This window comes from Allobosea sp. UNC402CLCol (assembly GCF_000745475.1).
GTDB lineage: Bacteria > Pseudomonadota > Alphaproteobacteria > Rhizobiales > Beijerinckiaceae > Allobosea > Allobosea spartocytisi.
Window position 1 is genome coordinate 487,218 of record NZ_JQJJ01000008.1, and the last position, 13,595, is coordinate 500,812.

14 protein-coding genes are annotated in these 13,595 nt (G+C 67.9%); 1 reads left to right on the forward strand and 13 read right to left on the reverse strand.

Annotated features, from left to right (window positions below):
• Positions 1-66 precede the first annotated feature (66 nt).
• The 12 genes from GY40_RS04310 to GY40_RS04365 all read right to left on the reverse strand — a co-directional run bounded on the left by GY40_RS04310 (position 67) and on the right by GY40_RS04365 (position 11,238).
• A complete protein-coding gene (locus tag GY40_RS04310; RefSeq protein ID WP_038358932.1) occupies positions 67-618 on the reverse strand; it encodes a glutathione peroxidase in 552 nt (183 codons plus the stop codon).
• Between the two features lie 111 nt (positions 619-729).
• Positions 730-1,116 (reverse strand): response regulator, encoded by a 387-nt coding sequence (locus GY40_RS04315; protein WP_038358933.1) that lies wholly within the window; start codon positions 1,114-1,116, stop codon positions 730-732.
• 10 nt (positions 1,117-1,126) lie between these two features.
• Positions 1,127-2,227, reverse strand: a complete 1,101-nt coding sequence (gene cheB, locus GY40_RS04320; RefSeq protein ID WP_051987499.1) for a chemotaxis-specific protein-glutamate methyltransferase CheB — start codon at positions 2,225-2,227, stop codon at positions 1,127-1,129.
• On the reverse strand, positions 2,227-2,820 hold the full coding sequence (locus tag GY40_RS04325) for a hypothetical protein (RefSeq protein WP_038358937.1): 594 nt from the start codon (positions 2,818-2,820) through the stop codon (positions 2,227-2,229). Before GY40_RS04325 ends, cheB begins: the two co-directional genes overlap by 1 nt.
• Positions 2,817-3,695 (reverse strand): CheR family methyltransferase, encoded by an 879-nt coding sequence (locus GY40_RS04330; RefSeq protein ID WP_051987500.1) that lies wholly within the window; start codon positions 3,693-3,695, stop codon positions 2,817-2,819. The genes GY40_RS04325 and GY40_RS04330 overlap by 4 nt, the downstream gene beginning before the upstream one ends.
• A gap of 3 nt (positions 3,696-3,698) precedes the next feature.
• Positions 3,699-5,525: a methyl-accepting chemotaxis protein gene (locus tag GY40_RS28455; protein WP_051987501.1), complete on the reverse strand. Its 1,827-nt coding sequence runs from the start codon at positions 5,523-5,525 to the stop codon at positions 3,699-3,701.
• 64 nt (positions 5,526-5,589) lie between these two features.
• Positions 5,590-6,102: a chemotaxis protein CheW gene (locus GY40_RS04340; RefSeq protein WP_081925128.1), complete on the reverse strand. Its 513-nt coding sequence runs from the start codon at positions 6,100-6,102 to the stop codon at positions 5,590-5,592.
• Complete coding sequence (locus GY40_RS04345; protein ID WP_038358939.1) at positions 6,099-8,441, reverse strand: chemotaxis protein CheA; 2,343 nt, start codon at positions 8,439-8,441, stop codon at positions 6,099-6,101. The genes GY40_RS04340 and GY40_RS04345 overlap by 4 nt, the downstream gene beginning before the upstream one ends.
• A gap of 10 nt (positions 8,442-8,451) precedes the next feature.
• Positions 8,452-8,811, reverse strand: coding sequence for a response regulator (locus tag GY40_RS04350; protein WP_038358941.1), 360 nt, complete (start codon positions 8,809-8,811; stop codon positions 8,452-8,454).
• A 5-nt stretch (positions 8,812-8,816) separates the two neighbouring features.
• Positions 8,817-9,131 carry an STAS domain-containing protein gene (locus GY40_RS04355; protein ID WP_038358944.1) on the reverse strand — a complete coding sequence of 105 codons (315 nt, stop codon included), beginning with the start codon at positions 9,129-9,131 and terminating at the stop codon, positions 8,817-8,819.
• An 82-nt stretch (positions 9,132-9,213) separates the two neighbouring features.
• The gene (locus GY40_RS04360; protein WP_142021777.1) at positions 9,214-9,705 is read right to left on the reverse strand and encodes a response regulator; all 492 of its coding nucleotides are present in this window, start codon (positions 9,703-9,705) and stop codon (positions 9,214-9,216) included.
• A 30-nt stretch (positions 9,706-9,735) separates the two neighbouring features.
• A complete protein-coding gene (locus GY40_RS04365; RefSeq protein ID WP_051987503.1) occupies positions 9,736-11,238 on the reverse strand; it encodes a methyl-accepting chemotaxis protein in 1,503 nt (500 codons plus the stop codon).
• Between the two features lie 271 nt (positions 11,239-11,509).
• Here GY40_RS04365 and GY40_RS04370 point away from each other — a divergent pair, with 271 nt between their 5' ends.
• The gene (locus GY40_RS04370; RefSeq protein ID WP_038358949.1) at positions 11,510-12,256 is read left to right on the forward strand and encodes a superoxide dismutase; all 747 of its coding nucleotides are present in this window, start codon (positions 11,510-11,512) and stop codon (positions 12,254-12,256) included.
• Positions 12,257-12,372: 116 nt separating this feature from the next.
• Here the strand turns inward: GY40_RS04370 and GY40_RS04375 are convergent, their stop codons facing one another.
• The gene (locus GY40_RS04375) at positions 12,373-13,587 is read right to left on the reverse strand and encodes an MFS transporter (RefSeq protein ID WP_038358952.1); all 1,215 of its coding nucleotides are present in this window, start codon (positions 13,585-13,587) and stop codon (positions 12,373-12,375) included.
• Between the last annotated feature and the right edge of the window lie 8 nt (positions 13,588-13,595).

A 13,595-nucleotide genomic window follows, 5' to 3' on the forward strand; every position in this document is an offset into this window, starting at 1 on the left:
TCGCAAGCGCTCTGGCATGGATCCCGGGTCAAGCCGGGATGAATCCCATTTCCAGCGAAAACGAGGCTAACCGGCCTGCAATTCCTGCCCGATCGCCCTGACGAGCTGCGGCGAGAGCGGATCGGTGCCGGCCGGATAGCCGCCGACGAGCTCGCCATGGGAGCCGATCAGGTATTTGTGGAAATTCCAGCGCGGCGTCTCCGCCGGCTTCTGCGCGGCCGCCCAACGGTAGAACGGATGCGCCTGCGGACCCTTCACCACGGTCTTCTCGACGAAGGCATAGGTCGCACCATAGCTCTCGCGCGCCGCCTCGGCGATGGCGGCACCCTCCAGCGGCTCCTGCCCGCCGAAATCATTGCTCGGCACGGCAACCAGCATCAGCCCGCGCGGCTGGTAGCGTTGCCAGAGCTGCTCCAGCGTCGCCATCTGCCCGGCATAGCCGCAGCGCGTCGCGGTGTTGACGACGAGGATCGGCCGGCCGCGATAATCGGACAGCACAAGCCGCCCGCTGCCGGGCCTGTCGAAGCCGAAGGCATAAGCGTCGGCAGCCTGCGCCGCGGCGCGACCCGGCAACGCCGCCAGCGCACCGAGGCCTGCGATCAACGTCCGCCTGTCCATGTCAGACCCCTTATACGTCTCCGACCCGCAAATGGATGCGCCCCGAAACCTTCCGGCTCCGGGGCGCATCGGCAATGCACATGTCCGCGAGCCACGCTCGCGGAGGGAGCCTCAGCAGGCGAGGACCTTCTTCACCCGCACCTCGAGGTCGCGCAGCTCATAGGGCTTCACGACGTAGTGGTCGGCGCCGTTGCTGGTCGCCTCATCCATCTTGTCGACCGAACGCTCGGAGGTCGCCATGATGATCTTGATCTGGTTGAGCTCGGGCACGGAGCGGATGGCGCGCAGCAGATCGATGCCGCTCATGCCTTCCATGTTCCAGTCGAGCAGCAGCAGGTCGTAGCGCTTCTGCTGCATCTTCATCAGCGCCTCGCGGGCGTTCTCCGCCTCGTCGATATCCTGAAACTCGATCTGCTTCAGGAAATAGGTCGCGAGCCCGCGCATGCTTTTCTGGTCGTCGACCACGAGGATGCGGTAGTCGCTTCTCGCCTTTGACATCACACTCTCCTCACGCGGTCCGCAGATGCGAGCGATCGCCGATGAGATGGCTCACCGTCGTGCCGATCTGGTCCAGCGGGACAACCCGTTCGGCTGCTCCGATCTCGAAGGCCGCTTTCGGCATTCCGTTTACCACGCAGGTCTCCCCGCTTTGGATTAACGTTTCGGCTCCGGCTTTCCGCATGGCTAACAAACCGTCAGCGCCGTCCCGGCCCATGCCGGTGAGCAGGATGCCGACCGCCTGCGAACCGATACTGCGTGCCACCGAATGGAACATCACGTCGACGGAGGGCGAATGCCCGCTGACGAGCGGCCCCTCCTTCAGCACGCAGACGAACTCGCCGCGCCGCTCCTCGATCTCGAGATGGCGCGGCCCGCCCGGCGCGACCACCGCCATCCCCGGCTTCAGGCGGTCGCCATCGGCGGCCTCGCGCACGTCGAGGCCCGTGGCGCCCGCCAGCCGCGCGGCGAATTTCGCCGTGTAGCCGGGCGGCATGTGCTGGACGACCACGATCGGCAGCCGCAGATGCGCAAGATCGCGCATCACCGCCTGCACGGCCGGCACGCCGCCCGTCGAGGCGCCGATGGCGATCAAGGAGGTCCTGCCCGCGCGCGCCGGCTCCCGCGGCAGCGCCGTCGGACGCGCCGGAGCGCCAGCTTGCGCCATCTGCCGGGCGGCGGCGATCATCTTGCGGCTGGCCGCGGCGCGCTGCAGCGCCGCCACCAGATGCTTCATGAAGCCTTCGAGCGTATGGGTCGTGCCGTCCGGCTTCTCGATGAAGTCGATGGCGCCGAGCTCCAGCGCCTGGATGGTGTTGTCGGCGCCGGGGCCCCCGAAAGCGGAGACGATCAGCACCGGCAGCGGATCCTGCTTCAGAACCCGCGCGAGGAGCTTGAGGCCGTGCCGGCCCGGCAGTTCGAGGTCGAGCGTGACGACATCGGGCCGCAGGTCCTGGATCGCGTCCCAGCCTTCCTCGGCGCTGCCGGCGACGCCGATCACCTCGAAACCCGGCGCCCCGTTGATGATCTGCGTCATCAGCTTCTGCATCAGCACGGAATCGTCGACGACGAGAACCTTGACCGGCGCGGCGGAGGATGTCGCCATGCTCATCACCAGACCTCCACTTCACCAGCCACGGGCTGGCTCTTGAGCCGGTTGAGATAGGCGATTTCCTGCTCGTGGCCGCTGTCGCGTGCCGTGGGCTGGACATGCTGCACCCAGGCTCGCCCGGTCGAGGGCTGGTAGTGGATGCGCCGCGAGCGCGTGCCGCCGACATCCCGCGAGACCACGGGAATGCCCTCGACCTTCAGGAACTCGTTGACGAAGGCGATGTTGCCGTCGCCGATGGCCAGCATCGTCGCGCCCGAGAGCACGCGCGCGCCGCCGAACACCTTGGCCTCGAAATTCTGGCGCCTGGCGCCGCGCTTCAGCAGGGCGTTGATCAGCACCTCCATCGCCGTGTCGCCATAGCGCTCGCCGGCGCTGGCGTCTGTGCCGCCATTGTTCTTCGGCAGCAGGAAGTGGTTGAGGCCGCCGACGCCGGCTTGCGGATCGCGCAGGCATACCGAGACGCAGGAGCCCAGCACGGTGGCGACGATCTCGTCCTTGGCCGATGTGATCTCGTGCTCGCCCGGCGCGACGGTGATGATCGTCGCCTCGAAGCGCGGATCGAAATAGCGGCGGGAGGACCGGGAGACGCTCATGCTGTTCTCTCGTAGATGGTGCGCCCGATCAGCCGCAGATTGGGATGCGGCTGCGGCAGTGATTCCGAATGGCCGAGATAGAGGAAGCCGCCGGGCGACAGCAGCGCCACGAAGCGGTCGAGGATCGAGGCCTTGGTCTGCGTGTCGAAATAGATGAAGACGTTGCGGCAGAAGATGACGTCGAAAGGTCCCTTCATCGGCCAGGTCTCGATGAGGTTCAGGCGCTTGAAGGCGACCATCCGGCGCAGCTCCTCGCTGATACGCGCATCGCCCCGGGTGGAACCGGCTTCCAGCCGCATCGACGGTTTCACATCCGCCGGCAGGCGCTCGAACAGGTCAGCCGGATAGATGCCGGCCTCGGCCCGCGCGAGAATGTCCGTGTCGATATCCGTGGCCAGGATCCTGAAGTCGAGATCGCTGCGCGGGCCGATCGCCTCGCGGCAGGTGGCGGCGATCGAATAGGCTTCCTCGCCGGAGGAGCAGGCCGAGGACCAGATGCGGATGCGCCCGCGCCGGCCGGCACGTTCCTGGACCAGGCGCGGCATCACCTCCCGACGCAGATGATCGAAATGGTGGCGCTCGCGGAAGAAGGCGGTGTGGTTGGTCGTCACCGCGTTGATCAGCTCGGGCAATTCGCTCGCCGCCTGCGGTGTCTTCAGGAAGGCGCAGTATTCCGCGACCGAGCTCAGCCCCAGCGCCTTCACCCGCCGCGCGAGACGCCCGCGCGTCATCGCCTCCTTGTGCTCGCGGATGACGATGCCGGCCTGCTCATAGACCAGCGCCGCGATGAACTTCATGTCCTCGCGCGTCAGGGTGATGTCCGCGCCGATCGCCGAAGCAGGAATCGTGGCCGGGATGATGCCGGATAGCGACATGGCTCAGAACCCCGGCCGTCCGTTGAGATGCCGCCCGCCATTGGCGACGCGCCGCGTGGGAATCGCAGAGGACAGGGCAGCGTCAAATTCCCCCACCGAAGCCACGGGACGGCGCGCGGGCCGCGTCTGCCCGGAGGCTACCCCGCCGGTGTGGAAGCCAGCGACGAGATCGCCGAGCGCGGCGACCTGGTCGACGAGTTCCCCGGCGGCTTGAGCCGAGCGCTGCGCCAGGGCGCCGTTCTGACGGATGCCGCCGTCCATCTGGGCGACGCCGCCGCTCATCGCCTCGACGCCCTTGGTCTGCTCGGCTGCTTCGGAGGCGATGTCGCCAATGGTCGAGGACACCTTTCCGACGGCGGCGACGATGCGGCCGAGTGCCTCGCCGGTGCCACGAACGCAGCGCACGCCTTCCGCCACCTGCCCGTTCGAGGTCGCGATCACGCCTTTGATATCCTTGGCCGCCTGTGCCGAGCGTTGCGCCAGCGTGCGCACCTCCGAGGCGACGACGGCGAAGCCCTTGCCGGCGTCGCCGGCCCGCGCCGCCTCCACCGCAGCGTTCAACGCCAGCAGATTGGTTTGGAAAGCGATCTGGTCGATCACGCCCACGATGTCGGAAATACGTGTCGAGGAGCCTTCGATCCGCTCGATCGCGTCGACCGCCTGGCCGACCACGTTCTGCCCCTCCTGCGCCACGCCCATCGTCTCCCCGGCGAGTTCGGTGGCCTCGCGCGCGCGGACCGTGCTTTGGCGGGCGGACGCCGCGATCTGGCCGGCGACGGCGGAAGCCTCGCCGAGATCGCTGGCGGAGCGCTCGGTTCGCGCCGCGAGATCCCCCGTCGTCGCGGCGATCTCTCCGGCGACCCGGCCGGCCTGCTCCGCCGTCGATTGAACCCTGCGCACGGTCTCGCCGAGCCAGTCGAGCGCATCGTTGAAATCATGCTGCAGCGCCGCGAGCCGGCCGCGATAGCGACCGGTCATGCGCCGGGAAAGATCGCCCTGCACCAGAGCGCCGACGACCTCGGCGACATCTCCGAAGGTCTCTTCCGCCACGGCTCCGACGCTGTTCATCCCCGCGACGACCTCGGCCAAGGCGCCGCCCTTGGGATCGACGGCGACCCGCCGGGAGAAATCCCCCTCCAGCGCGGCAGCGACGGCGTCCTTGACCGCAGCGGTCATGACGAAGGCCTCGCTGAGCTCCTGCCATTCCACGACCGTGCCGGCCTCGACCGCCCCGGATGCCGCGACGGGCGTCAGCGTGAAGCGGATGGTGCGGCGCCCCAGCACCATCTCGACGGGCAGGCCCGTGGCACCATAGCCCTGCTCGCCCTGCACGCGCTCCATCACGCGCCCGAGCATGTCCTTGGCGGAGCAACCCGGGAAGGCGGTGCGGAAATCCTCCTGCGCCTCGCCGAAGAAGCGCAGCAGCGCCTTGTTGACATAGACGACGCCGCCCTCGGCATCGCAGATCATCAGCTTGGCGCCGGCATGGTCGAGCGCGACGCGGATGCGGCCGGATTCCAGCATTGCGTCGTGAAGGCCATCGAGGGCGTCAGCCAGGCCGGTTTCCTTGGCGGCACGCGCCGGCGCGGCCTGGCCCCGCGCGGCGAGGAGCCGCGACAGAGACTCACGAACCGGCGAGAGCGAGCGGGTCGCCCCCCACGCGGCGAGGCCGCCGAGCAGCGCGACGGCCGAAACGGCGCCGACGCCGACCGCCGGCATGCCGGACGAGGCTGCGAGATAGGCGAAGCCGCCGGCGAACACAGCCGAGCCGGCGGCGGTCAGCGGCTGGCTGACCGTCAGATGCGAGAGAGAGCCGAGGGCGTTGCCCATGCAGTCAGGTCGTTTCTTGGTCTGGCCCGCTCTCTCACGCTACGCCGGGCTGGTCGCTGGATACTCAGGCGGCGCGGTTGGCCTTGGCTTGGGTCTCGACGCCGCCGTCGCGGATCACCGCCGCGAGATCAAGCAGCGCGACGATGTCGGTGTCGAGCAGCACGAGACCTTCGATCAGGCCGTGCTCGTCGCGCTCCAGATCGGGCGCCGGGCGCACGGCCGAGACCGGCACGTCGACGATGTCGGAGACCGAGTCGACCAGCAGGCCCGCCGTCTTGTCCTCGACATCGACGACGACGATGACATGGGTCGCGGTGGCATCGGTGACGCCGAGCCCGATGGCGGTGCGCAGATCGTAGACCGCGAGGATGACGCCGCGCAGGTTGAGCACGCCGCGCACATGCTGCGCCGCGTGCGGCAGCGGCGTCGTCGCCTGCCAGCCCTTGATCTCGCGGACCATACCGACATCGATACCGAAGGTGCGGTCGCCGACCTTGAAGGTGACGATCCGACGCGCCGCCGCTTCCGGCTGCGCAGACGAGAAGTGCTTTTCGCCGAGTTGGAGGCTCATGGTCATCCAGCCATCTTGAGGTCAGATAGGGGGGCGCGGTCGCCGGAGGCGGCAAGCCGCAGCATGGAGTCGATGTCCAGGATCAGCGCGACGAGGCCGTCGCCTAGGATCGTCGCCGCAGAGGCACCGTTGACGGCGCCGTAGTTCGCCTCGAGGCTCTTCACCACCACCTGCTGCTGGCCGACGATCTCGTCGACCGCGATGCCGACATTGTTGCCGCGCTCGGTCTCGGCGATGATGACGATGTTCTCGTTGGTGGTGCCGGTCGAGCCCATCACAGTGCCGAGCCGGTACAGCGGCGTGACCTCGCCGCGCCAGCGCAGCACCTCCTGGCCGAAGGGCAGCTTCTCGATCGGCGTCGAGGCGAGATGCTGCGTCTCGATCACCGACGCGATCGGGATGACGTAGCGGTCGTCGCCGCAGCGGATCACCATGCCTTCGAGCACGGCGAGCGTGAGCGGCAAGGCCAGCGTGAACTTGCAGCCTCGGCCCGGCTCGGAATCGACGCTGATGCGCCCGCCGAGCGACTCGACGTTGCGGCGCACCACATCCATGCCGACACCGCGGCCGGAGATGTCGCTGACCGCTTCCGCCGTCGACAGGCCAGCGGCGAAGATCAGCTGGTCGATCTCCTCCGGAGCGAGCTTCTCGTCGGCTCCCACGAGGCCGCGCGAGCGCGCCTTGGCGAGCAGGCGGTCACGGCCGATCCCGCGCCCGTCATCGGTGACGGAGATCACGATGCGCCCGGCGCGATGTTCGGCGATCAGCCTGATCGTTCCTTCGCGCGGCTTGCCGGCCTCCACGCGCTCGTCCGGCGTCTCCAGCCCGTGATCCATCGAGTTGCGGATCATATGGGTCAGCGGGTCGGCGAGCTCCTCGATGATCGTCTTGTCGACCTCGGTGTTCTCGCCTTCGAGCACGAGGCGCACCTCCTTGCCGAGCGTCTGAGCGAGCTCACGCACGAGGCGCGGCATGCGCTGGAACACCGCCTTCACCGGCTGGGCGCGCACGGCCATGACGTGATCCTGCAATTCGCGCGTCTGGCGCGACAGGGTCAGGATGCCTTCGGCCGTCTTGGCGTAGACGTCATAGGGCAGCGAGCGCACGCATTCGACCAGCATCGACTGGGTGATTACGATCTCGCCGACGAGATTCATCAGCTTGTCGATGCGGTCGAGATCGACACGCACGCTGACCGCCTGGCGCTGGCGCGCCGCGGCCTGGTCGTTGGCCGGCGCGCGCGGCGCGGCGCGGACCGCGGGAACGGCTTCGGCGACGGGAGCGGGAGCCGCGGCCGGCACGGGAACCGGAGCGGGCTGGATGTCGGGCTGCCCCGCCATGTCCGGCGCGGGGCCGAGCTTCGCCAGGATCGCCGAAAGATCGGCGGCCACCGAAGTCGGGACTTCGGGCTCTGGAGCAGCGGCAACCGGCGCCGGCTCGGCGGCGGGAGTTGCATCGGACAGCTCGATCTCGAATTCCTCGTTGGCGAGGCTGAAATCGAAACGCCCGTGCAGTTCCTCGACCGAAAGTTCGGTTCGCAGGTCGACGTCGAAGCGCAGCCAGCAATCGGTGACGTCGAGCGTCTCCAGCGGCGGCACCTTACTCAGGTCGCAGCGGATCGCCACGATGTCATCGGCCGGCAGCGAGCCCAGCACCACGCGCGGCTCGATGACGCGGCGGAAGAGATCGGTTTCGGGTGCGATGCGCAGCCGCACGTCGCGGCCGGGCTTGGCCGCGGATGCGAGCGGCATCCGAGCCGCAACGGGTTCGTCATCGTCCCAGCCATCGTCATTGGCTTTGGCCGGCGCCGCGGTGGACTTGGCCTCGACCATGGCGAGCAGGTTGCCGAGAGCGGCCAGGCCCGGAGGCGCCTCATCAGCAGCGGGAGCAGGCGAAGTTGCTGGAAGCGCGGCAGCGGGCGTGGCCGCCGCCGGCGCAGCCACCGCTGGCGCCGCCTGTGCACGCGGCTCCTGGCCGACCTGCTCCAGAGCGGCGAGAAGATCGGGCCGTTCGGTCGCGGGTTCGTCGTTCCTCGCAGCCGAAACCAGATCGGCGACCGCGTCCGAGCAGCGCAGGAAGAGCGTGAAGGGCGCATCCTCGATCGCGACGCGGCCCGACCTCAGATGGTCGAGAGAAGCCTCGAAGACATGGGCGAAACCGACGAGCTCGGTGCAGCCGAAGGCCCCCGCCCCGCCCTTGATCGAGTGGATGGCGCGAAAGGCCGCGTTGACGTCCTCCGGATCGCTGGAGCCCTCGTCGAGCGCCTGGAGCTTCTGCTCCAGCGCCCCGAGGAGCTCGTCGCATTCCTGGAAGAAGGTCTGCTTGAGTTCTGCCAACGGATCCATCGGCCGCCCTTCAGTTCTGGTAGCGGGCGACGAGGCCGAGCAGGGTGTTGGGTTCGAAGGGCTTGACCATCCAGGCGCTGGCGCCGGCGCGGCGCCCCTCGGCCTTGATCTCGGCGCCGTTCTCGGTGGTCAGCACGATGATCGGCGTGTTCTGCCCCAGGGGCCGCGAGCGGCAGGCGCGCGTGAACTCGATGCCGTCCATCACAGGCATGTTGAGGTCGGTGATGACAAGATCCGGCTTAAACTGCTCGAACTTCGTCAGGCCGTCCTCGCCGTTCTCGGCCTCCGCGACCTCGTGCCCGGCATTGCGCAAGGTCAGGGTGAGCAGGGCAAGCAGCGTCTTCGTATCGTCGATGGCCAGGATCTTCATGCCTGTCACTCCAGAACGAGGGGGCTTCGAGCGGCATCGAAGCCGATCGCCCGCAAGGATTCGCGGCATTCGGAGGAAGCCGCCTTGAGCGTCACCGAAAGCCCTCGCGCGACGGCGCTGACGGCAGCGGAATGGAGGAGCTGGATCCAGAGACTCGGCAGCGGGCCGGCTCCGGCGCATTCGACGGAGACGCTTTCGTTCTGCTCAAGCGCCACCAGGAGCTGGTTGCGAAAGGCAGCCGCCTCGGAGCGTCCGAGGAAGGGCGGGAGCGAAACGGTGATGACCATGAAGGCGCGACCCTGGATAATGCCCGCAAGCATCGCGCCGGACTGGTAAAAATTTCGCTAAACCACGCCGCCAGCGTCAATCATTCGGGCATTTCAGCGGCAGGGTGTGTGTTCATCAGAACATGTTGTTGCTGATGGCGCGCGGCACCAGCGTCACCACGCCAGCTGTCTCCCGGTATTTGCGCGGTATGTTGATGATGCCGGAAAGATGGACCCATAGATTGTTCGGCGAAATCGGCTTGATGATGATCTCATGCGCGCCGAGCTTCGCCGCCTGGACGACCGAGCGCTTGTCGGCTCGCTCCATCATCACCAGCACGGGTGCCTTGGCGAAGGGCGAGGTCTTCTGCGAGCGGATCGCCGACAGGCATTTCGGCCCGCCATTATCCGGCAGATCCCAGTCGAGAATGACGATGTTCGGCTGCTTCTGGATGAAGATCGCCGCCGCCGAAGGCAGGTCGGCGGCCTCGAAGATGCGGTGAAGCTGCGCCTGATACAGCATCGTGCGGATGATCCGCCGGTAATGCGGACTGGCGTCGATCAGCAGCACGGAGAGGTTTGGAAAGGATGGCGCGATGTGCATGGCGCTGACTCGGAACTCGCTCACTCAACTCGACTGGCCGGAATCGCGGCGGCGCTAGACCTTCAACCCGATGCGGAAGCCGCCCCAGTGCCGGCCTTTCACCATGATCGGCACCGACAGATCCTCCATCACCAGGAACTCGCCGCCGCCCATGTCGCGCCGATAGCTCTGCAGCAGGAAGGGCTTGCGGTTGCGCGCCGCCGCCAGCCCGGTGCGATCGTCGAAGATGCGGCGGTTGCGGCAATTGGCGTTGTTCCAGACCGGGTCGCTGCCCTGGGGTTGCGCATATTTGCGGTTATGCGTCGGCAGGAAGCCGTTGCGATCGACGGCCGCGCAGAAGACGATGCGGTCGTTGGACGCCAGGAGCCTCTCCTGCAGCGGCGGCAGCAGCCGGTCCGTCAGCGCGACGAAACGGGTGAGGTATTGCTGCGGGTCCGAGCCCGGTATCGGCGTATAGGATTCATCGAACAGATCGGCGAGGCCGAACTCGCCGCGCGCGAGCCCCTGCTCGAACAGGGTCGCGATGCTGCCGGCCGTCTCGACGGCGGCCGCGATCAGCTCCGACTGCGCAGTCCGCACGCCCGAGGCCGCGATCGAGCCGAGGATGCCTTCGCTGATCGCCACCAGAGCGTCGGTGCGCTGCGCCGCCCGCTCGAGATTCTCCGTCGATCGGTCGACGCCCGCCACCAGAGCGGCAAGGTCCTGTCCGGCTTTGGTGCAGGCAGCCGCGTTCTCCCGCGTCGGCTGCGAAATCGCCTCGATCTCCCCGATGAGCTGGACCACCGAGCGGCCGAAGCTGTCGAGCTCGCCAATCTGCGACGAGATCGTCCGGCTGCCGTCGATGGCGCGCCGCGCCGTCTGCGCATTGTCCTCGCTGCGCTGCGCCAGCCCATCGACCGCGCGCACCAGCATGTCGAGCTGGCGGGCGCTGGCGGCGGTCGCCTCGCGCGTCTGCTCGGCCAGCGCCTTCACCGCGGCCGCGATGACCGCAAAGCCCCTGCCCGCCTCGCCGCTGCGCGCCGCCTCGACACCGGCATTGATCGCCAGCAGCTGGATCTCGCGGGTGATCGCCTGGATCGCGTCGCTGGAGGCGCGCGCCTTATGCGCGTCGGTCACCGCCTGCGCCAGCGCCTGCGACATCGACTGCGCCTCGTCCGAAAGCGTCTCGATGTCGGTCTGGGCCGCGTTCAGCCCGAGCTTGACCGAGCCGGTGACGCGCTCGAGCCCGCTGCGCACGGCGGAGGCCGCGGCCTGTGCGCCCTCCGCAGCCTGCTGGATCGCGTTGTTGGCATGCGAAACCTGATCGACCGCGCCGACGACACGGCGCAGGCCGCTCGTCTGCCCGTCGAGCTGGCGGCTGACGTCGACGATGCGTCCCGCGACATCGGTGATCTCGGCGCCGAGCTTGCCGAAGCGCTCCGCGATCTCGCGGACGGCCCGCGCCGCGCCGGTTTCAACCGGCACGGCCTCGCCGGCCGGCAGGATCGCGGCCGGCGCGGATGCCGCCGGGGCGGGCTCCTGCGGTAGTGCTACGACCTTGAGAGCCTGTGCCTGCATGACGGCGCGCTTCCCGGCTGGATTCCTTCCGGAACGTAGCCAAACGCGGTAAACTGGCGGTTAAGGGCCCACCCGCCGCCGATACCGCTAGCCGAGTGCCCGGTAGGATGGCAGCATGCGCGCGCCGCGGCGATGCGGCCTCTGCGGAAGGGCACGGCGGATGACGCAGGAACACCTTCCGTTCCCGCGCGTCACCTCAAGAACAGCCCGACACGACGAGGATCGGACTCCCAACGTCCCCACGACCGCAACCCTCTGGAGAGACGCCATCATGACCGCAGCCTTCACGATTTCGCGCCGCAGCCTGTTCGCCCTGAGCGCCGGTGTAGCTCTCGTCGCTTCCGCCCCGAAGGTCTGGGCGCAGGCCGCCGCGCCGGCGGCTCCCGCGGGCCCCTTCTCGCTGCCGAAGCGCCCTTACGAGGCCAACGCCCTCGAACCCCATATCGACGCGGCGACCATGGACATCCACTACAACCGCCACCACGCAGCCTATGTCGCGGCCCTGAACGGCGCCGCGAAGGACAATGGCGTCATCGCCAAGGCCACGGTCGGCGAGTTGCTGGCCGATCTCAACCAATTGCCGGAGAGCCTGCGCACGCTGGTCCGCAACAATGGCGGCGGCCATGCCAACCACACGATGTTCTGGGAGGTGATCGGGCCGAATGCCGGCGGCGCGCCAAGCGGCGAGGTCGCGGCCGCGATCACGCGCGACCTCGGCGGCTTCGACAAGTTCAAGGCCGATTTCGAGGCGGCAGGCCTGCGTGTCTTCGGCTCCGGCTGGGTCTTCGTCACGGTCGACAAGGCCGGCAAGCTGAGCCTGCTGCCGCGCCCCAACCAGGACAGCCCCGTCATGGACAAGCAGATGGTGCTGTTCGGCAACGACGTCTGGGAGCACGCCTATTACCTGAAATACCAGAACCGCCGCGCCGACTACCTCAAGGCATGGTGGAACGTGGTGAACTGGACGAAGATCGAGGAGCGCTACGCCGCCGCCAAGGCGGGCAAGCTCGCGATCTGACGGTCCGCAGCCGCGCCGTCATTCTCGGGCGAAGCGAAGCGCAGACCCGGGAATCTCCTGCCAAAGATGCTCGGGTCAAGCCCGAGCAGGACGGCGCGCGAGCGTGCCGCCCGCGCCTAATGCCCCACCTTCGTCCCGCCGCCTTCGCTGATCCGGGGCAGGAACCAGGCGAGCAGACCCACAAGCGGAATGAAGGAGCACAGCTTGTAGACCATCTCGATGCCGAGATGGTCGGCGAACTCGCCCAGCAGTGCCGCCGCAAGGCCGCCGAGGCCGAAGGACAGCCCGTAGAAGAAGCCGCCGACGAGCCCGACCCGCCCCGGCAGCAATTCCAGCGCATAGATCAGGATGGCTGCGAAGGCGCTCGACATGATGATGTTGATGATCACCGTCAGCACGCCGGTCCAGAACAGATCGGCATAGGGCAGGATCAGCGTGAAGGGGAGCGCGCCCAGGATCGAGAACCAGATGATCTTGTTGCGGCCGATGCGGTCGCCGAGCATGCCGCCGCCCACTGCACCGACTGCCGAGGAGGCCAGGAACAGGAACAACATCTCCTGCGAATGCTGGATCGAGATGCCGAACTTGCCCATCAGGTAGAACGTGTAGAACGAGCTGAAGCTCGCCGAATAGGCGTTCTTCGAGAACAGCAGCACGATCAGGATGAAGATCGCGAAAGCCACCGAGCCTTTGCCCGGCCGCGCCGCGACAACCTTGGCCGCCGGCTTCGGCGGCCGCGCCCGGTCGAGCCTTGCATAGCTCGCCGCGGTCCAGACCATCAGCATCATCGCGACGAGCGCCGCGACCGAGAACCAGGCGAGGCTCCCCTGCCCGCGCGGCACGATGACGAAGGCCGCGAGCAGCGGCCCGAGCGCCCCGCCCGTCTGGCCGCCGAGCTGGAAGATGCCCTGCGCCAGCCCGTGCTGGCCGCCCGAGGCGTTGCGCGCCATGCGGGTCGCCTCGGGATGGAAGATCGAGGAGCCGATGCCGACGCAGGCCGCCGAAAGCAGCAGGAAGCCGTAGCTGCCGGCATAGGCCAGCCCGATCAGCCCCGACAGCGTGAAGCCCATGCCGACCACCATCGAATAGGGCATCGGATGCTTGTCGGTGTAGAGCCCGACCGCCGGCTGCAGCAGCGAGGCCGAGACCTGGAAGGTCAGCGTGATCAGGCCGATCTGCCCGAAATCCAGCCGGTAGGAATCCTTGATGATCGGATAGATCGCCGGAATCAGCGACTGGATCATGTCGTTCAGCAGATGCGTGAAGCTGAGAGCGATCAGCACGGGCATCATGGCGCGCTGTGCTGTCGAAACCTGGACCGCGGCTGTCATCGGGTTAT